The 20,595-nt window shown below is 70.2% G+C and carries 15 protein-coding genes; 7 read left to right on the top strand and 8 right to left on the bottom strand.

Annotation, left to right across the window (positions count from 1 at the left end; all coding sequences use genetic code 11):
- The coding region (locus ABCR83_RS29720; RefSeq protein WP_462698327.1) for a beta-ketoacyl synthase N-terminal-like domain-containing protein at nucleotides 1-4,797 on the bottom strand (4,797 nt) is incomplete at its 3' end.
- A 331-nt stretch (nucleotides 4,798-5,128) separates the two neighbouring features.
- Here ABCR83_RS29720 and rfbA point away from each other — a divergent pair.
- Complete coding sequence (gene rfbA, locus ABCR83_RS29715) at nucleotides 5,129-6,037, top strand: glucose-1-phosphate thymidylyltransferase RfbA (RefSeq protein WP_462698326.1); 909 nt, start codon at nucleotides 5,129-5,131, stop codon at nucleotides 6,035-6,037.
- A complete protein-coding gene (gene rfbB, locus ABCR83_RS29710) occupies nucleotides 6,034-7,011 on the top strand; it encodes a dTDP-glucose 4,6-dehydratase (RefSeq protein ID WP_462698325.1) in 978 nt (325 codons plus the stop codon). The genes rfbA and rfbB overlap by 4 nt, the downstream gene beginning before the upstream one ends.
- A gap of 48 nt (nucleotides 7,012-7,059) precedes the next feature.
- Here the strand turns inward: rfbB and rfbH are convergent, their stop codons facing one another.
- The 5 genes from rfbH to ABCR83_RS29685 all read right to left on the bottom strand — a co-directional run bounded on the left by rfbH (nucleotide 7,060) and on the right by ABCR83_RS29685 (nucleotide 13,026).
- Nucleotides 7,060-8,364, bottom strand: a complete 1,305-nt coding sequence (gene rfbH, locus ABCR83_RS29705; RefSeq protein ID WP_462698324.1) for a lipopolysaccharide biosynthesis protein RfbH — start codon at nucleotides 8,362-8,364, stop codon at nucleotides 7,060-7,062.
- The gene (locus tag ABCR83_RS29700) at nucleotides 8,361-9,389 is read right to left on the bottom strand and encodes an NAD-dependent epimerase/dehydratase family protein (RefSeq protein ID WP_462698323.1); all 1,029 of its coding nucleotides are present in this window, start codon (nucleotides 9,387-9,389) and stop codon (nucleotides 8,361-8,363) included. The genes rfbH and ABCR83_RS29700 overlap by 4 nt, the downstream gene beginning before the upstream one ends.
- Nucleotides 9,389-10,303 (bottom strand): putative sugar O-methyltransferase, encoded by a 915-nt coding sequence (locus ABCR83_RS29695; RefSeq protein ID WP_462698322.1) that lies wholly within the window; start codon nucleotides 10,301-10,303, stop codon nucleotides 9,389-9,391. Before ABCR83_RS29695 ends, ABCR83_RS29700 begins: the two co-directional genes overlap by 1 nt.
- 126 nt (nucleotides 10,304-10,429) lie before the next feature.
- Nucleotides 10,430-11,686, bottom strand: a complete 1,257-nt coding sequence (locus ABCR83_RS29690; RefSeq protein ID WP_462698321.1) for a cytochrome P450 family protein — start codon at nucleotides 11,684-11,686, stop codon at nucleotides 10,430-10,432.
- The gene (locus tag ABCR83_RS29685; RefSeq protein ID WP_462698328.1) at nucleotides 11,683-13,026 is read right to left on the bottom strand and encodes an activator-dependent family glycosyltransferase; all 1,344 of its coding nucleotides are present in this window, start codon (nucleotides 13,024-13,026) and stop codon (nucleotides 11,683-11,685) included. The genes ABCR83_RS29690 and ABCR83_RS29685 overlap by 4 nt, the downstream gene beginning before the upstream one ends.
- A 345-nt stretch (nucleotides 13,027-13,371) precedes the next feature.
- On the opposite strand from ABCR83_RS29685, the gene ABCR83_RS29680 reads away from it, so the two are divergent.
- Nucleotides 13,372-14,184: a thioesterase II family protein gene (locus ABCR83_RS29680; RefSeq protein ID WP_462698320.1), complete on the top strand. Its 813-nt coding sequence runs from the start codon at nucleotides 13,372-13,374 to the stop codon at nucleotides 14,182-14,184.
- Complete coding sequence (locus tag ABCR83_RS29675) at nucleotides 14,174-14,944, top strand: AfsR/SARP family transcriptional regulator (protein ID WP_462698319.1); 771 nt, start codon at nucleotides 14,174-14,176, stop codon at nucleotides 14,942-14,944. The genes ABCR83_RS29680 and ABCR83_RS29675 overlap by 11 nt, the downstream gene beginning before the upstream one ends.
- Before the next feature lie 119 nt (nucleotides 14,945-15,063).
- On the opposite strand, the gene ABCR83_RS29670 is transcribed toward ABCR83_RS29675, so the two are convergent.
- Nucleotides 15,064-15,672 carry a TetR/AcrR family transcriptional regulator gene (locus ABCR83_RS29670; protein ID WP_462698318.1) on the bottom strand — a complete coding sequence of 203 codons (609 nt, stop codon included), beginning with the start codon at nucleotides 15,670-15,672 and terminating at the stop codon, nucleotides 15,064-15,066.
- On the bottom strand, nucleotides 15,656-17,188 hold the full coding sequence (locus tag ABCR83_RS29665; protein ID WP_462698317.1) for a DHA2 family efflux MFS transporter permease subunit: 1,533 nt from the start codon (nucleotides 17,186-17,188) through the stop codon (nucleotides 15,656-15,658). Before ABCR83_RS29665 ends, ABCR83_RS29670 begins: the two co-directional genes overlap by 17 nt.
- Nucleotides 17,189-17,475: 287 nt before the next feature.
- Here ABCR83_RS29665 and ABCR83_RS29660 point away from each other — a divergent pair, with 287 nt between their 5' ends.
- The 3 genes from ABCR83_RS29660 (at nucleotide 17,476) to ABCR83_RS29650 (ending at nucleotide 20,354) form a co-directional block, all read left to right on the top strand.
- Nucleotides 17,476-18,330, top strand: coding sequence for a class I SAM-dependent methyltransferase (locus tag ABCR83_RS29660; protein WP_462698316.1), 855 nt, complete (start codon nucleotides 17,476-17,478; stop codon nucleotides 18,328-18,330).
- Nucleotides 18,327-19,238: an alpha/beta fold hydrolase gene (locus ABCR83_RS29655; RefSeq protein WP_462698315.1), complete on the top strand. Its 912-nt coding sequence runs from the start codon at nucleotides 18,327-18,329 to the stop codon at nucleotides 19,236-19,238. The genes ABCR83_RS29660 and ABCR83_RS29655 overlap by 4 nt, the downstream gene beginning before the upstream one ends.
- 126 nt (nucleotides 19,239-19,364) lie before the next feature.
- Nucleotides 19,365-20,354, top strand: a complete 990-nt coding sequence (locus ABCR83_RS29650; protein WP_462698314.1) for a hypothetical protein — start codon at nucleotides 19,365-19,367, stop codon at nucleotides 20,352-20,354.
- The last annotated feature ends 241 nt before the right edge of the window (nucleotides 20,355-20,595 follow it).

Below are 20,595 nucleotides of genomic sequence, written 5' to 3'. Positions count from 1 at the left end.
CAACGCCCGCTCACACTCACCCAACCGAGCCGCAAACACCCCCGACTCCTCCAACAACCGCGCACCCATCCCCACCCACTGCGACCCCTGACCCGGAAACACCAACACCGGCCCGGCACCCACCGAACCCCCCACCCCCACCACCACACCCGACGACACCCCACCCGACGCCAACACCCCCAAACCAGCAACCAGTTCAGCACCCTCCCGGCCCACCACCACCGCCCGATGCTCAAACACCGAACGCGACACCACCAACGACCACCCCACATCAACCGGCAACTCAGAACCCGCAGCCACGAACTCACCCAACCCCCGCGCCTGCTCCCGCAACGCCCCCACAGTCCGCCCCGACACCACCCACGGCACCACACCACCCAACTCCGAAGAAGAAACCTCCTCGACCTCCGGCGCCTCCTCCACAACCAGATGCGCATTCGTCCCCGAGATCCCGAACGCCGACACCCCCGCCCGACGCGGACGTTCACGGCGCGGCCAGTCCGTCGCCTCCGTCAGCAGCTCGACGGAACCCGTCGACCAGTCCACATGCGGCGACGGCGCATCCACATGCAGAGTGGCCGGCAACACCCCATACCGCATCGCCATCACCATCTTGATCACACCCGCCACACCCGCAGCCGCCTGCGCATGACCAATATTCGACTTCACCGACCCCACCCACAACGGATGATCCCCCGACCGGGCCTGGCCATACACCCCCAACAAAGCCCCCACCTCCACCGGATCACCCAGCCTCGTCCCCGTACCATGCGCCTCCACCACATCCACATCCCCCGCACACAACCCCGCACCCGCCAACGCCCCCCGCAACACCCGCTCCTGAGACGGCCCACTAGGCGCCGTCAACCCATTACTCGCCCCATCCTGATTCACCGCCGAACCCCGCACCACCGCCAACACCCGACGCCCCAACCGCCGCGCAACCGACAACCGCTCCAACACCACCAACCCCACACCCTCACCCCACCCCACCCCATCCGCCCCCGCCGCAAACGACTTACACCGACCATCCACCGCCAACCCACCCTGCCGCGAAAACTCCACGAAGGTGTTGGGGGTGGCCATCACAGTGACGCCGCCCGCCAGGGCCAGCGTGCATTCGCCCGCCCGTAGCGCCTGCGCCGCCAGATGCATCGCCACCAGCGACGACGAGCATGCCGTATCCACCGTCACCGCCGGACCCTCCAGACCGAACGAGAACGCCACCCGGCCCGACGCAACACTCGGCGTGCTGCCGGTGAGCAGATAGCCCTCGGTGTCCTCGGTGGATTCGTGCAGGCGGGGGCCGTAGTCCTGGTGCGTCATGCCGACGAACACCCCGGTCGGGCTGCCCTTGAGTGCGTCACGGCCGAGACCCGCCCGTTCGAACGCCTCCCAGGCCGTCTCCAGCAACAGCCGCTGCTGCGGGTCGATCGCCAGGGCCTCGCGCGGACTGATGCCGAAGAACTCGGCGTCGAACAGCGGCGCGTCATAGAGGAATCCGCCCTCGCGGGCGTGGCTGACGCCCAGCTGGTCCGGGTCCGGGTGGAACAGCTCGTCCAGGGGCCAGCCGCGGTCGTCGGGGAAGGGGCCCACGGCATCCGTGCCCTCGGCCACCAGCCGCCACAGCGCCTCGGGAGAGGTGACGCCACCCGGATAGCGGCAGGCCATGGCCACGATCGCGATGGGGTCGTCGTCAAGGGCCCGGGCCGGGGCTGGGATGACCGTGGTGGTGCCGGGGGTCGGGGTGGCCAGCGCGCGCAGTTGGCGGGCGGCCTCCGTCGGTGTCGGGTGGTCGTAGGTGAGCGTGGCGGGCAGGCGCAGGCCCGTTGCGCGGCTCAGCCGTTCGCTCAGCTCGGTGGCCGCGGAGGAGTCGAAGCCGAGCTGTTTGAAGGTGAGGCCGGGGTCCATGGCGCCTGGGCCGGGGTGGCCGAGGACGATGGCGGCTTCGGCGAGGACGAGTTCGCGGGCGTGTCGTTCCCGCTCGCCATCCGGGACCCCGGCGAGCCACCGCGCCGGCTCGGGAACGCCGGGGGTCCGCTCCAAGTCGCTGTTCCCGGCGCCCGGTTCGGCGCTCCGCGGTACCGCTTGATCGGCCGCCTCGAGTGCCGTGTCCACCCAGTACCGTTTCCGCTGGAACGCGTACGGCGGCAGGCTCACCCGGTGCACATCGCGCCCGGTGAACGCCTGCTCCCAAGCCACGTCCACGCCTCGGGTGTGTGCCTGGGCCATGGCGGACATGAAGGTGGCCGGCTCGGGGCGGTCGCGTCGGCAGAGGGCGAGGGCGGTGGGGCGGTCGTCCGGCGCCTCTGCGGCCGCCTCGGCGAGGCAGTCGCGTGCCATCGCGGTCAGTGGCGCATCCGGGCCGAGTTCGAGGAATGTGCCGACCCCCGCGTCCGCCAGGTGCCGGATCCCGGCCATGAATCGCACGGGCTGCCGCGCATGGTCGGCCCAGTAGCCGGGGGAGGCCAGCTGTTCCGCCGTGGCGGACCGGCCGGTCAGGTTTGACACCATGGGGATGGCCGGTTCGGCGAAGGAGAGGCCCGCGGCGACCGCACGCAGCTCGTCCAGGATGCCGTCCATGTGCGGCGAGTGGAACGCATGGCTGACGCGCAGCCGGGTGGCCTTGCGGCCCCGGGCCTCCCAGGCGGCGGTGAGTTCGCCGACGGCGTCGCGGTCGCCGGAGACCACCACGGCCGAGGGGCCGTTGACGGCGGCGATGCCGACCCGGTCGGCATGGCCGGACAGCATCTCGGCGGCCTCGTCGGCGGTGGCCTGCCAGGCGGCCATGGCGCCGCCCGCGGTGACGGACTGCATGAGCCGTCCGCGCGCGGCCACCAGGGTGCACGCGTCCGGCAGCGACAGCACGCCTGCCACCTGGGCGGCGGTGATCTCGCCCACCGAGTGGCCGATCAGGTGATCCGGCTGCACTCCCCAGGACTCGACCAGGCGGTAGAGGCAGGTCTGGAACGCGAACAGCGCGGGCTGTGTCCAGGATGTGCGGTGCAGCGGCGCGTCCGGGGCGGCCGAAGGCCCGTCCGTGAACATCACTTCGCGCAGCGGCCGGTCCAGGTGCGGGTCGAGGGCCGCGCACACCTCGTCCAGGGCATCGGCGAACACCGGGAACGCGGCGGCGAGTTCGCGGCCCATGCCGAGGCGCTGCGAGCCCTGACCGCTGAACATGAACGCGACACCGCCGCCCTTGGTCCTGCCGTGGACCACCCCCGAACTGCCGGGGTCGCGGGCGAACGCGTCGAGACCGCGGAGCAGTTCCGCCGTGTCCCCGCCGAAGACCACCGCACGGTGGGTCAGGGCCGCGCGGGTGGTGGCCAGGGAGTGGCCGACGTCCGCCGCGTCCGGGGCCGGGTCGGCCGCCGCCAGGTGCTTGCCCAGCCGCCGGGCCTGGTCCCGCAGCGCGGCCGGGCTCGCGGCGCTGACGGTCCATGGCAGGAACGGCAGTTCGGCGGGGGCCGGGTGCCCGGGAGTCCCTCCCCTCAAGGGGGTGGCCGGCGGCTCGGAGAGCACCATGTGACAGTTGGTCCCGCCCATGCCGAACGAGCTGACGCCGGCCACCAGCGGCCGGTCGGGGAACGGCCAGGCGGTCAGCTCGTCCTGCACCTGCAGGCCGAGCTCGTCCAGCGGGATCCGGGGATTCGGGGTGGAGTAGTGGAGACTGGGCGGAATTTCCAGGTGCCGGATGCTCAGCGCGGCCTTCAGCAGCCCGACGATCCCCGCGGCGCTCTCCAGATGGCCGACATTGGTCTTCGCGGAACCGACTCGCAGCGGCTCACCGGCGGAGCGGGTGCGGCCCAGCGCGGCGCCGAGCGCGATCGCCTCCACCGGGTCGCCGACGGGCGTGCCGGTGCCGTGCAGCTCGACGTACTGCACCTCGGCGGGCGCCACGCCGGCCCGCTCATAGGCGAGGCGCAGTACGTTCTCCTGCGCCACCGGGTTGGGCACCACCAGGCCGTCGCCCGTGCCGTCGCTGTTGACGGCGCTGCCTCTGATCACGCAGTACACCGGGTCGCCGTCGCGGATGGCGTCGGCCAGGAGCTTGAGCAGCACCATCCCGCCGCCCTCGCCGCGCACAAAGCCGTTTGCGCGGGCGTCGAAGGTGTGGCAACGGCCGTCGGGAGAGAGGCCGCCGAACCGGGCGGCGGCGATCCGGGTGCTCTCCTCCGTGAGGATGAGGCTGACGCCTCCGGCGAGGGCCAGCGAGGACTCACCGTGCCGCAGGCTCTCGCAGGCCTGGTGCACGGCGACGAGACCGGACGACTGCGCCGTGTCGACGGTCATGCTGGGGCCGGCCAGGCCATGGGTGTAGGAGATCCGGTTGGCGATGGCGCTGCGGTGTGTGCCCGTCATGAAGTGCCGGGTGACCGCGTCCGGCCCCTGTTGCCGTAGCAGGGCGGCGTAGTCGTCCCACATCGCGCCCACGAACACGCCGGTACGGCTGCCCGCGAGCGAATCCGGGCGGACGCCGGCGTCCTCCAGGGCTTCCCAGCTGAGCTCCAGCACCAGCCGTTGCTGCGGGTCCATGGCCGCGGCCTCGCGTGGGCCGATGCCGAAGAACTCCGCATCGAAGGTGTCGACCCGGTCCAGGAAGCCGCCGGGTCCGGTCAAGTCCCGGTCTGGACAGGGCTGTTCGGGCGGGGAGCTGGTGACGGCATTCCCGCCCAGGCGCAGCAGTTGCCAGAAGGCAGCCGGGTCGGGTGCCTTGGGCAGGCGGCACGCCATGCCGACGACGGCGATGGGCTGCTGGGTGGCGGCGGGAGTGCTGTTCTCGGGACGTGACATCACATCACGTGCGGGCGCTCGGAAGACGACTGGTTGCTGCCAACGGCCATGTGCGGCGCTCCCGGTCCGGTTCGTTGATCGGTACGATCGCGGCCCCATCGTGGGCCAGTCGTCTAAAGCCGCCCCAAACGCCGTTCCGGCCAGGCGTTTTAGCGGGGCGCTATGTCCGGTCCGGACCATGGCGGGTGGGAGTTCCCGCGCGGCCGGTCTCCGGCCGCGGAACGTCAGCGGACCGGGGCCGGTGGTTTCCTCTTCACCTGGCCCTGGGCGGAACCGGAACAAACGGAGACCAGGTGTCGAAATTGGCCAGGACGCGCCCCGCGGGTACGCGGTGAAGGGCATCATTCTCGCGGGCGGAAACGGGACACGTCTGCAGCCCCTCACGTTCGCGGGATCCAAGCAACTGGCTCCCGTCTATGACAAGCCCATGATCTATTACCCGTTGTCCATCCTCATGTTCACGGGCATCACCGAGGTGCTCATCATTGCCCGCCCGGGTGAACTCCCGGTGTTCCGGAACCTTTTCGGCGACGGTCGGCAACTGGGTCTGCGGATCGACTACGCGGCGCAGGAGGAGCCGCGGGGCATAGCCGACGCGTTTCTGGTGGGGGCGGACCATATCAAGGGTGACAACTGTGCTCTGATACTGGGGGACAACCTCTTCCACGGTGCGAATCTGCCGTCGCTGCTCCGCAGGAGCGCCGCCGGTCTGGACGGTTGCGTGATGTTCGGTCATAAGGTCGCCGATCCCGAGCGTTATGGTGTCGCGGAGACGGACGAGCGGGGCCGGCTGGTGTCCATCGAGGAAAAGCCTGCCAAGCCGCGTTCGAACCTGGCGATTCCCGGCCTGTACTTCTTCGACGACGGTGTGGCGGACATCGCCGGGGGGCTGCGGCCGTCGGCCCGGGGGGAGTTGGAGATCACGGATGTCCTGCGCGCGTATCTGGAGCAGGGCAGGGCCGAGCTGGTGTGGCTCGGCCGTGGCGTCACCTGGCTGGACACCGGGACACACGAAACCCTGCTGGAGGCCGGCCAGTTCGTACGCCATGTGCAGCATCACCAGGGCATGCGGATCGGTTGTGTCGAGGAAATAGCGATGTACATGGGATTCATCGGCATCGCGGACTGTTATGCGCTGGGTGAGGCGATGCGGCAGTCGCCCTACGGTCAGTACGTCATGGAGTGCGCCCGTGCCTTCGGCGCGGGGCCGTATCCGGCGCATGCTCTGGAGGAGGCATGAATCTCCTGGTCACCGGGGCCGCCGGGTTTATCGGCTCGGCCTATGTGCGCATGCTGCTGGGTGCGGACGCGGTGGGCTCCGATGTGGAGCGGGTGACGGTCCTGGACAAGCTGACCTATGCGGGGAGACTGGAGAACCTCGATCTCACCGATCCGCGGCTGACGTTCGTCCGGGGGGACATCTGCGACCCGGACGTCGTGGGCGGGTTGTTGGCGGATGCGGATCAGGTGGTGCACTTTGCGGCGGAGTCCCATGTGGACCGTTCCATCGCCGGGGCCGGGGAATTTGTGCGCACGAATGTGCTGGGCACCCAGACGCTGCTGGACGCGGCGCTGCGGAATGACGTGACCCGCTTTGTGCAGGTGTCCACCGACGAGGTCTATGGCTCCGTCGAGAGCGGTTCGAGCTCGGAGGCCGACCCGCTGGATCCCAACTCGCCCTATGCGGCGTCCAAGGCGGCATCGGATCTGGTCGCGATGTCTTTTTACCGCACCCATGGCCTGGATGTGCGGATCACCCGGTGCAGCAACAATTACGGGCCGCGCCAGTTCCCGGAAAAGGTCATTCCGCTGTTTATCACCAGGCTGCTGGATGGCAGGGAGGTGCCGTTGTACGGCGACGGGCGGCAGGTGCGCGACTGGCTGCACGTCGGGGATCACTGCCGCGCGGTGGAGGCCGTCCGTGCCAAGGGGCGGGCCGGGGAGGTCTACCACATCGGCGGGGGCACCGAGTTGAGCAACCGGGAGCTCACCGAGCGGCTGCTCTCCGCCTGTGGGCGCGGCTGGGACAGCGTGCGGTATGTACCGGACCGCAAGGGTCACGACCGGCGCTATTCCCTGCGGGACGACAAGCTGCGGAACGAGCTGGGCTACCGTCCCGGGCACGACTTCGAGGCCGGCCTGTCCGAGACCGTCGACTGGTACCGGCGGAACAGGTCCTGGTGGGAGCCGTTGACATCGGCAACGGGCGGGTGAGGTGTCCCGCAGCAGCAGCCGGCGGGTGCGGCCCGGCGGCCGCGCGGGTCACCGACGGGCCCCGACGAACTCGGTGATCACGGAGATGACGTAGTCGATCATCTCTTCGGTGAGTCCCGGGTACACGCCGGTCCAGAAGGTGTGCTCCGTGACGACGTCGCTGTTGGCCAGGTCGCCGGACACCCGGTACTGCCGGTCGGTGTAGGCGGGGTGCCGGGTCAGGTTCCCGGCGAACAGCCTTCGGGTGCCGATCTTCCGGGATTCCAGGAAGTCGACCAGCCCGGCCCGTCCGAACGGTGCCCGCGGGTCCACGGTGATGGCGAACCCGAACCAGCTGGGATCGCTGCGGGGCGTCGCCTCCGGCAGCAGCAGCCAGGGCAGCCCGGCCAGGCCCTCGCGCAGCCGCTGCCAGTTGCGGCGCCGCGCCGCGCAGAACATGTCGAGCTTGCCGAGCTGGCTCAGCCCGAGCGCCGCTTGGATGTCGGTCGACTTCAGGTTGTAACCGACGTGGGAGAAGATGTACTTGTGGTCGTAACCGGCCGGCAGCGTGCCCATCTGGTAGCCGAAGCGCTTGCGGCAGGTGTCGTTTTCACCCGGCTCGCACCAGCAGTCCCGTCCCCAGTCCCGGAGTGACTCCACGATCCGGGCCAGCGTGAGGTTCGATGTCAGTACGCAGCCCCCTTCCCCCGTGGTGAGGTGGTGGGCCGGGTAGAAGCTGACGGTGGCCAGGTCGCCGAAGGTGCCGGTGAGCCGGCCGTCGTGGCGGGAGCCCACGGCGTCGCAGTTGTCCTCGATGAGCAACAGCTCGTGTTCCTCGGCCAGTTGGGCGATCTCCGTGGCCTCGAACGGGTTGCCCAGCGTGTGCGCCATGATGACGGCCCGGGTGCGCGGGCCGATCGCCCGCGCCACCCGGTCCGCGGTGGTGTTGTAGGTGCGCAGCTCGATGTCCACGAAGACCGGGACCAGTCCGTTCTGCAGGATGGGGTTGACGGTGGTCGGGAATCCCGCCGCCACCGTGATCACTTCGTCGCCGGGCCGCAGCCGGCGGTCGTCCAGCAGCGGGGAGGTCAGCGCCGAGACGGCGAGCAGGTTGGCGGACGACCCCGAGTTGGTCAGGTGTGCCTTGCGCAGCCCCAGCCATCGGGCGAAGGCACGTTCGAATGCCCGCGAGGACTTCCCCGCGGCGATCCGCAGGTCCAGGGCGGCCTCGACCAGCGCCACCCGGTCGTCCTCGTCCAGTACGGCCCCGGAGGGCCAGATCTCCGTGACTCCGGGGACGAAGCCCCGTCCGTCCTGCGTGTCCTGGTGGTGCTTGCGGACCTCGTCGAGGATGCGTGCGACCCGTTCTGTCATGTCCGTCCTTCCTTGGCCTCCGTGGTGTCCGCGAACCGTGGTGCGCTCGGCACTCCCGCGGCCGCGAGGAGATCGCGGACCGACTCCTCCAGGGCGCGGCACGGCGACCAGCCGAGCACCCGGCGCGCCCGGGTGATGTCGAGCCGCTGCCAGGGCGAGTCCGAGCGGGTGTGCTGGGCGGCCGCCTCTTCGACGATGCTCAGCCGCCGGCCGCTGAGCGAGATCATCAGATCGACCAGTCCGCGCACGGGCAACGCCTCCCCGCGGCCGATGTTGAACACCCTGCCGGTCACCGCGCCGGCGGGCCTGCGGGCTGCGGCGACCACCGCGTCGGCGACGTCCCGGACGTCCACCAGGTCGCGGTGGGCGCGCAACGCCGCCAGCCGCAGCTCCCGGTGGCCCGCCGCCAGGTGTTGGGCCACGATCCCGGGCAGGCTGCCGCGCGGGGCGCCGGGCCCGCAGGCCACCGAGATGCGCAGGACCATCCCCTCGACGGCGCGTTCCCGCGCGGCCCGCAGCACGGCCTGGGAGCCGCGCAGCTTGGTGCGGCCGTACACCGTGGTCGGGGCCGGCGGCGCGTCCTCCCCGACCGAGGTGCCGGGGATCCCGGGGCCGTACTCATAGGCGCTGCCGAGCTGGATGAGCCGCGGCCGGGTCGGCAGCCCGGCGATGGCCTCGGTCAGGCGCCCGACCAGCTCGGCGTTGACCGCGCTCATCTGCCGCTCGGTGCCGCCCCAGACCACCCCGGAGGCGTTCACCACGACGTCCGCCCCGGCACACAGCCGGGCGAGTTCACCCGGCTGCGCCGCGACCAGGTCCAGGTGCACGTCCCGGCGGCCGCCCTGGGTCTCCCGGGCCTGGCGGTGGACGCTCAGCACAGGGAATCCCGCGGCGGCGAAGGCGGCGCGGATGTGCCGTCCCAGGAACCCGGACCCGCCCAGCAGCAGGACCGGCCGGCCGGCCGGCCCGTCCTCGCCGCGCTCCCCGGGGGACGTGCCGGGACGGTGCGGAGGCTGCCCGAGCATTACCGGCGGGTGCCGCTGTTCCGGTAGACGGCCTGCCAGAAGTAACTCCATGGGATTGCACGTCCGTTGGCGACGCAGGTCCATCCGTCGCCGGGCCGGTAGGCGGTGATGAAGTCGGGGACCGCCGCGTCGACCGCCTCGCTGTCGAACACGTCCAGTACCTTTCTCAGCGGCCCGGTCTCCAGCGCCAGCCGCACGGCCTCGTCGCCCTTGAAGTGGCCGTCCAGGCTCTTGTCGAGGAATTTCCCCACCGGGTTCTTCACATAGAACGCACGGCATTTCCGGTCGATGAGGTCCAGGTAGGCCCGCACGGTCGCCGGGATCATCTCGGTGAACGAGTGGATGTTGATGCACAGATCGAATTCCGCCGAGTCCAGGACGGCATCGATGTCGTCGACCTCGACAAACCTCACTTTGCCGAACTGCGCATCGGTCAGCACCTCGCCCAGGTACCTCCTGCTCAGCTGAAGCGTGTTCCGCAGGTCGACGATGCAGTATTCCGAGAGTTCGTGGTTGGACAGCATCGCGTGGCAGGTGCGGCCGTAACCGCCGCCGATCTCCAGGACCCTTGCGCCCGGGAGGGTCAGCTCCCGCTCGATGAAACCGAGCTCCAGCACGGCCATGAGGTAGTCCATACAGAGCGGTTCCCCCTTGCAGCGGACGGTGACCGGGGCTCCCGTCTCCCGGTTGCGGATCCTGCGCAGCCTGGCCCATTCGTCGGGTCCCAGTTCCATGCCGAAGTTGTAGATCAGGGTCTTCAGATATCTGACCCCGTTCGCCTCGGGGTTCCACAGGGAGAGGTTGTAATTCCGTTGGTCGGACTTGAAGTTCGCCAGGTTGACGGCCGCGTCTTCGGTGACCCAGTACTTGGTGATGCGCTCCCATTGCGGGCTGGCCTGAAGGTTGCGCGCCATCGTGTTCTTCCCTTCGCCCTTCACGCGTGAATTCATCACCGGAGTAAATCCGGTCCGCTCCGGTCGGACCCAGTCTCACCGACATCGTTAAAGGCGTCCTAGGGCCCGGGCATGTCATCGCGGAATTCAGGGACCCAACCTCACGGGCAGCCGGACCAGTTGGCGAGCACCCTGCATCAGTCTCCATTTCAGCCTTTCCGGCGGGACGGCCAGCGCCAGATCCGGATATCGCGCGAACAGCGCGGAGAACGCGACCTCCGCCTCCAGGTTCGCCAGGGTGGCGCCGAGGCAGTAATGCGGACCGTAGGCGTAGGCGACGTGGTGGATGCCCCTGCTGTCGGGGGTGCGGGTGATGTCCAGTACCTCCGGGTCGGGAAATCGCCGGGGGTCGTGGTTGGCGGACGTCAGCACCAGCTGCACCCGGTCCCCCCGCCGGATCGGGACGTCTGCGATCACCATGTCCTCGGTGGCGTACCGCAGTTTGGCGAGGACGACCGGCCCGCACCACCGGAGCAGTTCCTGGACCGCGCCCGGTACCAGTGCCGGGTCGGCGCGCAGCAGCGCCAGTTGCCCGGGATGGGTGAGCAGGGCCGTGGTGCCGTTGCCGATCAGATGGGCGGTCGTCTCATGACCGGCGGTGATCAATGTCAGCACCATCGTGATCAGTTCGGTGTGGGACAGTCGGTCACTGCCCTCGAGATGGGCCCGGACGAGTTCGGACAACAGGTCGTCACCCGGTTCGGCCCGGCGCCGGTCGCACAGCTCGGAGAGGTAGTCCGCGTTGTCGGCGAGCGTGGCGCTCAGCGCTTGCGCGTCCAGGAAGTTGGCGTCCTGCACCCAGGTCCGCCACTTCGGCCGGTCCTCGGCCGGGACGTCCAGCATCTCGAAGATGACGGTGAGCGGCAGCGGGTAGCCGAAGTGCGCGAGCAGGTCGACGGTGCCGTTCTCGGCGTGGTCCGGGAGGGTGTCGAGCAGTTCCCTCGTGACGGCCTCCACGCGAGGCCGGAGCGCCGCGATCCGCTTGGCGGAGAATGCCCGGGAGACAAGTTTGCGCAGCCGGGTGTGGTCCGGCGGGTCGGTGTGCACCATGTTCCCGGCCAGGTAGGGCACCACATCCTCGGCGACCCCCACCTCGAGCAGTGATTCGGCGTGGAAGTCCGTGCCGGTGCCGGGCAGCGACCGGGTGTTGTTGACGAAGCGCGGGTCCGCGAGGATGGCGCTCACGTCCTGGTGGCGAGTGGCGATCCAGACCGTGCTGCCGTCGCCCAGGCGCCCGCGGACGACCGGAGCCTCCTCCCGTATCCGTCCGAAGCCGCGGCAGGGGTCGGTGATCAACCCCAGGTCGACGAGCGAGTATGCGCGGGGCGCGGACTCTGTTGTCATCGTGGGGCTCCTTGCCGTGGCTCGGTGACGGTGCGGCCGGGCGCGCCGTCCCGGCACGCGGCCCGGGCGGTGGGACGCCCCCGGTGCCGGGCCGCCAGCCTCTCCAGTTCCGGCACCACGTCGTACGGGGACGGCTGGGTGGAGACCTCCTGCCGGAGCCGGTCGGCACCGGTCCGGAACGACGGCTCGGTCAGCAGCCTCAGCAGCGCGTCCCGGACGTTGGCGCCGGTGGCCCAGCCGGGCGCGAGCGACAGGCCAGCTCCAGACTTCCGCAGGTGCGCGTCCTTCAGGGTCACATCCGGGGTCATGCTGATCAGCAGCTGCGGGATCCCATACAGCAGCGAGCTGCTGAAGGTCCCGGCCCCGCCGTGATGGACCACTGCCGAACAGGAGGGAAGGACCGCGTGCAGGGGCACGAATTCCACGACCCGCGTGTTGTCCGGAACGTCTCCGAGTTCTTCGCGGGCGTCGGCGGGCAGGGTCACCACCAGCTCGATGTCCAGGTCGCCCAGCGACTTCACCATCTCCCGCATCCGGCCGACCGATACCGTCTGCATCTCCGGCAGAGTCCGCGCCGAGACCCCGAAGGTGATCAGGACACGCGGAGCCGAGGGGGCGGTTCGGAGCCAATCGGGAAGGACGGAGGGGCCGTTGTAGGGGACATAGCGCATGGAGAGGCGGGGCAGCCCGATATCCAGCTGGAAGGAGTCCGGCATCTGGTCGAGGGTCAGCTGTCCATTGACCATGTCCTCGGTGAACTCGCAGCCATGCGTCCGGGCCCGCTCCCCGAGCCATTCCGCCAGCGAATCCCGGCGGGCCTGAGGCCGCTGCCGCGTCAGCTCCCGGAGAAAGTGCTTGCGCATTCGGCCGTAGACATCGAATGTGCACAGGGCCCGTAGGTGCGCCGCGCCCACGGCCGTGGCGGCGACCGGGCCGGCGTAGGTCCATGCGTCCCAGACGACCAGGTCGGGCTCCCACCACCGGGCAAACTCCACCAGGTCGTCGAACATCGAGTCGTTGAGGAGCTGGAATTCCGGAAGCAGAAGCCTGTCGTAGAGCCGGCTGAGGAATTCCCAGCCGAGTTTCTCCGCACGATTTTCGGCCAGGTCGATCAGCGGGCGTTCAGAGACCTCGAAGGTGTCATCCCGCAGAGCGCGCAGCGTCCGCTGGGCGAGGGTTTCCTCCGGGCCCACCGCCACCGCCGTCAGCCCCGCTCCGGTGATGGTGCCGGTGATCTCGGACCCGCTCGCCACGCACACCTCATGGCCGGCGATGCCCAGTGCCCACGCCAGCGGCACCATATTGAAGAAATGCGTACGCACAGGGCACGTCGCGAACATCACGCGCACGGGTCATCGGCTCCCGCAGTCGAGGAACGGTGACAGGAGAACGGCGGATCCGGCCGGCCTTCCCGCGGAAGGCCGCCCGGGCTTCCCGGTCGGACATCCCCAACCTAGGACTGCAGCAACCGGCCCCACACCCCTAAACCTCTCGCCCATCGGATGCCGTCGCACCCATAGGGGCCCGCGACTGGGGCCGTCCGGCCGGGGACAGGGGTTCTGACGCGGAAGGTCGGTTCCTAGATTGATGTGGCTGGACCGGGCGCACCGGATGGGGATTCTCCACCGGCGTCGGGTCCGGCACCGCTTCCGACAACGATATTCGTTCCTTGTAAAAGGGGGAAGATGGCCTCAGCGGCGAATGAACTCGGTTCGTGGATCCGTCGGTACCATTCGTCCCCGCTCGCCAAGGCGAGACTGTTCTGTTTTCCTTTTGCCGGCGGTTCGGCGAGCTATTTCTTCCCGTTCTCCCGCTCGCTCGCGCCGGAGATCGAGGTGCTGGCCGTGCAGTACCCGGGCAGGCACGAGCGTCACTCCGAGCCGTGCATCGACAGCATCCCCGGGCTGGCGGACGGTGTGTTCGAGGATCTGGCCGGGCAGGACGACCGCCCCTTCGCGTTCTTCGGGCACAGCCTGGGCAGCATGGTGGCCCTGGAGGTCGCGCTGCGCCTGAGGCGTTGTGGACGGCAGGGGCCCGTCTGGCTGTTCGCCTCCGGAGGCCGGCCGCGATCGTACCGGGCCGCCGGGTTCCGGGCCCCGCGCACGGAGGGGGAACTGCTGGCGGAACTCCGCGCCCTGGGCGGAACCGATGAGAGGTTCTTCCGGAGCCCCGAGCTCCAGAGCCTGATCCTGCCCGCGATGCGTGCCGATTATCACGCCGTCGCGACCTATGAGCCCCCGCCTCCGGGCCGGGCACGCGTCGGCTGTCCCATCACGGCACTGATCGGGGACGCGGATCCGCGGACGACTCCTCAGGAGGCCGTCGTGTGGCGGGAGTACACCACCGGGGCGTTCGACCTGCGCGTGCTTCCCGGAGGTCACTTCTATCTCGACGACTGCCGTTCGGAAGTGATCGACGCGATCTCCACCATCCTCGGCGCGCTGACTCCGGGAAGCGGCGCCTCCATCTGGTCGGCAGGAGCGAAGCATGCGATATGAAATCATGGGTCCTCTTCGGGTGATCGACGAAGACGGAAGGCACTCCCTGGGCGCCCGCAAGATCGAGGTCGTACTCACCGCCCTGCTCATCCGGGCGGGCCAGGTGGTCTCCACCGGTGAACTGATGACGGAGATCTGGGGAGAGTGCCTGCCGAGGAGGGCGACCGCCGGGCTCCATGTCTATATCTCCCAGATACGCAAGTTCCTGCCCCGCCGGGAGCGGCGCGACAGCCCCGTCCTCACCCAGCCGCCGGGGTATGCCCTGCGGCTGGGGACGGACGAGCTGGACTTCCGGGAGTTCGAGCGGCTGATGAACCGCGGCCGGAACGCCGCGCGTGCGGGACATCATGAACTGGCTCTGGCCAGTTTCGAGAACGCACTCACCCGGTGGCGCGGGCCACTGCTGGACGACATGTGCCGCGGGCCGATCCTGGAGGGCTTCCACACCTGGCTGAACGAGGCCCGGCTGGAGTGCACGGAGATGCTGATCGACTCGCGCCTGATGCTGGGCCGCCACCGCGAGATCGTCAGCGACCTGAACCCGCTCATCGCCGAGCATCCACTGCGGGAGGCGTTCCACCGGCAGTTGATGCTGGCGCTGTACCGGTGCGGCCGCCGGGCGGATGCCCTCGATGCGTACCGGGCCGCGCGCAGACTGCTCCACCGGGAGCTCGGTCTGGAGCCCTGCCGGGAGCTCCAGGAACTTCACCAAGGGATCCTCACCTCCGATGACCGGCTGGAACTCCGCGTCGCCGTCTGAGCGGCGGAGTCCCCGGGCAGGAACGCCGCGGCCGGTGGCCGCCGTGGACGGATCTGACATCCACGGCGGCCCCGGCACGACCGTGCGGCGGGGGATCCACCCGGCCGTGCGGTCCCGCCTTACAGCGGGAGTCCTTGTTCCAGACAGGCCAGCGCCTCGTCCAGGGCCGCTGGAAAGTCCATGTCCGGATCCTTCGCCCAGTCGAGAGCCACGGTCAGCATGACGCCGAACACCGCACCGGTGTAGGTGCGCACCGCCGGGTCGTCCGGGTCGCGTTCGGTCCGCTGTGCCACCTGCTCGGACATGATCCGTATGGTCCGGCTGATGTTGCCCAGGCCCGCCGCCCACAGCTCCGGCACGGAGAGCATCAGCATCCAGCGGTCACGCTGGGCCATCAGTTCGTCGTCCGACATGGCGGCCAGCATCTCCTGGATCGCCCTGCGCTCCGCCTGGAGCGGCGGCAGCCTGGGTGACTGCGCCTGGAACAACAGGGAGGTCGGGAGGGCGTATTCATCGGCCAGGACCAGGTCCTGCTTGGTGGGGAAGTAGCGGAACAGGGTGCTCGGCGCCACCTCGGCGGCCGCCGCGATCTGTTCGACCGTCGTTGCCGCGTACCCCTGTTTGTGGAACAGCCGAACCGCCTCCTGCTGGATCCTGGCCTTGGTCTTGGCCTTCTTGCGTTCCCGGAGTCCGGCGATCGGTTCGGGCTGGTCAGACTGCTGGCTCATGCTGCGATTGTGCGGTGCCGGGCTCCTCCTGACCAACCTTGGCCCTTGGCAGCCACAGCGCGGCGATCAGGATCCCCAGCAGACCGAGGGCGCCGCTGACCACCAGGACGACGTCCAGCGCGTGGACGAACGCGTCGCGCACCGAGTCGGCCAGTTCCTTCGACCTGGCCTTGGCGGCAACGGCGAGACCGCCGAACACGCCGTCGTTCACCGTGCTCGCCGCCTTCGACGAGAGCCCGTCGGGGACGCTCACCTGCGCGCGGTACTGGGAGTTGAGAATCGAACCCAGGATGGCCGCGCCAAAGCTGCCGCCCACGGTGCGGATGGCCTGGTTCACACCGGAGCCGACGCCTGCGCTGTCCTTGGGCAGGCTGCTCAGCGCCGCGTCCATGGCCGCGGGCAGGGCGAAGCCGAGTCCGAGGCCGTACACGGCCGTCCAGGTGGAGGCGAGCCCCGTGCCGCTGCCGGTGCCGGTGGTCGCACCGACGAACATGCCCGTCGCCAGCAGTGCGAAGCCGAGGCCGACCGATGCCTTGGGCCCCATGGCCTTGGCCAGTTTGTCGGCCGAGGAGATGCCGAACAGCATGCCGACGACCAGCGGCAGCAGCCGGACACCGCTGCCCATGGCGTCGGTGCCCAGGATCGCCTGGAAGTACTGCGGCGTCACGAACAGCACGCCATACATCGTGAAGTTGACGACGGTGCCCAGCAGGGTGCCGGAGTTGAACCCTGCGGAGCGGAACAGCGAAAGGTCCATCAGCGGCTGGGCGATCCGCTTCTCCCAGAGCACAAACAGCATGATCAGCAGCGCGCCGCCGATCATGGCGCTGAGCGCCACGGAGTCGCCCCAGCCGTCCTCGCCGGCCCGGATCACGCCATAGCTGAGGACGGCCAGGCCCAGGCAGGAGACCACGATGCCGACTGCGTCGATTCGCTTGACCTGGTCGGACTTGGACTCCGGCATCCAGGCGACCACCGCGAGGAGCGCGAGCACCACCACGGGCACGTTGATCAGGAAGACCGAGCCCCACCAGAAGTGGTTCAGCAGCCAGCCGCCGAGGATCGGGCCGATCGGGTACGCGAGCATGGCCGCGCCCGCGACCACACCGATGGCCTTGCGCCGCTCCTCCTCGGAGAACAGTGTCGGCAGCATGGCGAGCGCCGTCGGCATGATGAGTGCCGCCCCGAGGCCCAGCACCGCACGCGCACCGATGAATGTGCCGGACGATGTCGCGTAGGCGCAGGCCAGGGAGCTAAGACCGAAGATCACCAATGCAATGATCATGATCTTCCTGCGCCCCAGGCGGTCCCCCAGCATGCCGGCGGGGATCATCCCGGCGGCGAAGACCAGCGAGTACGCGGCGACGAACCACTGCAGGTCCAGGGTCGACGCGTGCAGATCCTCGGCCATCGCCGGCAGCGCCATGTTGAGGATCGTGACGTCGAATCCCACCGCCAGCGTGGCCAGCGTGAGAGCAGCGACCGCCCACCACTTACGGGCGCCTGGATCGGACATGGGAGTGTACCCCCTAAAGAGAGCTTGATATCGAATCGGAGTGTACTCCCAAATTTTTCGGAGGGAAGCCCTTCCCACCCGGACGAGCGAATGCCCGGCAAGCGGCCGCGTACGGGCCCCGGCCCCCACCCCTATCCGCCACCACCCGGAGTCCCGGCGGCCATAGGGGTCCCCTGCACCCGGCCCGGAGACACCCGGCGGCCCGGTGCCGGAACAGGGGTGGCGGGACCGGGGGTGCGCACGCGCATCCTGGGGTTGTCCGGAAAGCCGCCCGCCAGAACCCTGACATGGTGACGAACAAGCAGCTCGCGACCGTGAACATGACCGTCGCTCCGGAATCCGAGAAAATCGGCGACTACTACGACCACAAGGTCTTCGACCTGATGACCCAACTCGGGGACGGAAACCTGCATTTCGGCTACTGGAACGACGAGCACGACACCAGCACGTTCGAGCAGGCCATGACCGAGATGACGGACCAGATGATCCGCCGCCTGAGCCCCGGGCCCGGCGACCGCATCCTGGACGTCGGCTGCGGCAACGGGACCCCGGCCCTGCAGCTGGCCCGGGCCTGCGAGGTCGAGGTCGTCGGCATCTCCGTCAGCGCCCGCCAGGTCGCCCGCGGCAATGAGCGCGCCCGCGCGGCCGGGCTGTCCCACCGGGTGCGGTTCGAACAGGTCAACGCCATGGACCTGCCGTTCGAGGACGGCTCCTTCGACCACGCCTGGGCCCTGGAATCCATGCTCCACATGCCCGACAAGAGGCAGGTGCTCTCCCAGACGGCCCGTGTCCTGCGCCCCGGCGGCCGGTGCCCCATCGCCGACATGGTGTACATCGCCCCCGACCCGGAGGCACCGCGCACGGCCACCGTCAGCGACACCGCCGTCTACGCCTCGCTCACCCGGATCGAGGACTACCCGGACATCTTCCGCTCGGCCGGCTTCGAGGTCCTGGAACTGACCGACATCACCAGGGAGACGGCGCGCACCTACCCCGGGTACGAGGAGTGGATCCGCGCCCACCGCGAGGAATACATCGACATCATCGGCGTCGAGGGCTACCAGCTGTGGCTGCACAACCAGGAGGCCCTCGGCAAGATGCCGGAGCTCGGATACCTCTTCCTGACGGCGCAGCGCCCGTGAACCGCGGAACTCCGGCCCGGGACGGGCGCCGGGTGGAGTTCCCCGCGGACCTCTCCGTTCCGGTATCCGACGCGGTCTCCCTGCACATCAGGCACTGGCCCGGCCAAGCGGCCGGAGGCCGGCCGTTCCTGCTGCTGCACGGCCTGCTGTCGAACGCCCGGATGTGGGACGAGGTCGCCGTCCGGCTGGTGGCCGAGGGACACCGCGTGTACGCGGTGGACCAGCGCGGGCACGGCGAGTCCTCTACCCCCGAGGACGGGTACGACCAGGCCACGGCGGTGTCCGACCTGGCCATGGCGGCCGCCGCTCTCGGACTGACCGGGGCCTTGGTGGCCGGGCACTCCTGGGGCGGGCACCTGGCCCTGCGACTGGCCGTCGAACACCCCACGCTCGTCGCCGGTTTGGCTCTGGTGGACGGCGGCTGGTACGAGTTCGACGGCCCCGCGATGGAGTCCCTCTGGGCGCGCACCGCCGAAGTGGTCAGGTCCGCGCAGCACGGGACGACCGTCGCCCAGCTGCGGGACTACCTGCGCTGTGTGCACCCCCGGTGGTCCCCGGCCGCGATCGAGGCGAAGCTCGCCGACTACCGAGTGGGACCCGGGGGACTGCTGCTCCCGCGGTTGTCCGAGGCACAGGTCATGTCCATCGTGCGGAGCCTGCGGCAGGACCCGCCCGGCCCCTGGCTGCCCCAGGTCGCCGTCCCGGTCGTGCTCCTGCCCATCCTGCCCACCGCGCACCCGCAGTGGGCGGAGCAGGTGCGCACCTGGGTCGCGGACGCCGAGGCCGCTCTGCCCCGGGCGACCGTGCGCTGGTACCCCGGCGGCGACCACGACCTGCACGCCGACGTCCCCGACGAGGTGGCGAACGACCTGCTCCAACTGGCCCGCGGCAGCGGGCCGGACAGCTGACGAAGCGTCCCCGCCGCAACCCGCGCTCACTCACCGGAGGGCACCTTGGTCTTCTCCTGTCTCCCGTCCCTGCTCCGTCCTCGGCGGCCGCGTTGCGGGCCGCCGCGTTCCCTCTTCCTGGCCGCCGTGCTGGCCCTCGTCTGTGCCGCGCCGCTCGCCGCCCCCGCCCGGGCGGCCGGGCCGGGGCCGGGCCCCGTCTGCACCACGCACCGCCTCGCCGTGCGCATCGCCGACCCCGGCCCCGCGAACCGGACACTGCGCGGCAGGCTCTGCCGGCCCCCGGGCGCACGGCCGGTCACGGTGCAGTTGCTGGTGCACGGCTCCACCTATAACCACACCTACTGGGACTTCCCGGTGGGCGGCGGCACTTACTCGTACGTCCGCGCCGCCGTCGCGGCCGGGTACGCCACCTTCGACGTCGACCAGATCGGCGCCGGCGACAGCTCCCATCCGCCGAGCGCCGACGCCCCCGTGCCCGCGACGGCCGTGGCACTGCACGACGCCATCACCGCGCTGCGCTCCGGCGCGGTGGACGGGCGGGCGTTCTCCAGGGTGATGTGGGTGGGGCACTCCCTGGGATCGATCCACGCCTGGTACGAGGTGCCCCGCTACCGGGACGTGGATGCGGTGATCCTGACCGGGCTGCTGCACTGGATGAACCCGGCCGCCACCGACCCCACATACCCGGCCGTCGAGGACCCGAAGTTCGCCGGTTCAGGGCTTGACCGGGGCTACCGCACCACGCGGCCGGGCACCCGGGGCGCCGCGTTCTACTTCCCCGCCACGGCCGATCCCGCCGTGGTCGCGGCCGACGAGGCCACCAAGGACGTCACCCCGCTGCCGCCGAGCCCGGCCCCGACGTTCCCGCACGACTTCGGCGTGCCCACGCTGCTCGTCGTCGGCGCCAAGGATCTGACGTTCTGCCAGGGGGCCGTCAGGTTCGACTGCGACGACCCGGGGAGCGTACGGGCCTTTGAGGCGTCGTTCTACTCGCCGGGCACCCCGCTGACCGTGGAGACGGTGCCCGCCACCGGCCATTCCCTGGCCCTGTCCACAACCGCCCCGGTCACGGACGCGGTGATGCTGCGCTGGGCGCGGACCAACCTCGGGCCGTGACCCGGGTGAGGCAGCAGAGGGGCGGGGGGGGGGGCGCCCGCCCCGCCCCCCCCCCCCCCCCCCCCCCCCCCCCCCCCCCCCCCCCCACCCCCGCCCCCCCCCCCCCCCCGCCCCCCGGCCGCCCGCGCCCCCCCCCCCCCGCCCCGCCACCCCCCCCCCCCCCCCCCCCCCCCCCCCCCCCGGCCCCCCACGGCCGCCGCCAGCGCCTGCGAGGCCAGCGCGGCCCGCACCCGTCGCACGG

This window comes from Streptomyces xingningensis, assembly GCF_054957865.1.
The sequence above is the reverse complement of the archived record's forward strand: the minus strand, read 5'-3'. Positions and strand labels throughout refer to the sequence as shown.

Bases quoted from the DNA above. Each gene is read 5' to 3' on its own strand.
- rfbB (WP_462698325.1), top strand. From the start codon at position 6,034: ATGAATCTCCTGGTCACCGGGGCCGCCGGGTTTATCGGCTCGGCCTAT.
- rfbH (WP_462698324.1), bottom strand. From the start codon at position 8,364: ATGACAGAACGGGTCGCACGCATCCTCGACGAGGTCCGCAAGCACCAC.
- ABCR83_RS29700 (WP_462698323.1), bottom strand. From the start codon at position 9,389: ATGCTCGGGCAGCCTCCGCACCGTCCCGGCACGTCCCCCGGGGAGCGC.
- ABCR83_RS29695 (WP_462698322.1), bottom strand. From the start codon at position 10,303: ATGGCGCGCAACCTTCAGGCCAGCCCGCAATGGGAGCGCATCACCAAG.
- ABCR83_RS29690 (WP_462698321.1), bottom strand. From the start codon at position 11,686: ATGACAACAGAGTCCGCGCCCCGCGCATACTCGCTCGTCGACCTGGGG.
- ABCR83_RS29685 (WP_462698328.1), bottom strand. From the start codon at position 13,026: ATGTTCGCGACGTGCCCTGTGCGTACGCATTTCTTCAATATGGTGCCG.
- ABCR83_RS29680 (WP_462698320.1), top strand. From the start codon at position 13,372: ATGGCCTCAGCGGCGAATGAACTCGGTTCGTGGATCCGTCGGTACCAT.
- ABCR83_RS29675 (WP_462698319.1), top strand. From the start codon at position 14,174: ATGCGATATGAAATCATGGGTCCTCTTCGGGTGATCGACGAAGACGGA.
- ABCR83_RS29670 (WP_462698318.1), bottom strand. From the start codon at position 15,672: ATGAGCCAGCAGTCTGACCAGCCCGAACCGATCGCCGGACTCCGGGAA.
- ABCR83_RS29665 (WP_462698317.1), bottom strand. From the start codon at position 17,188: ATGTCCGATCCAGGCGCCCGTAAGTGGTGGGCGGTCGCTGCTCTCACG.
- ABCR83_RS29660 (WP_462698316.1), top strand. From the start codon at position 17,476: ATGGTGACGAACAAGCAGCTCGCGACCGTGAACATGACCGTCGCTCCG.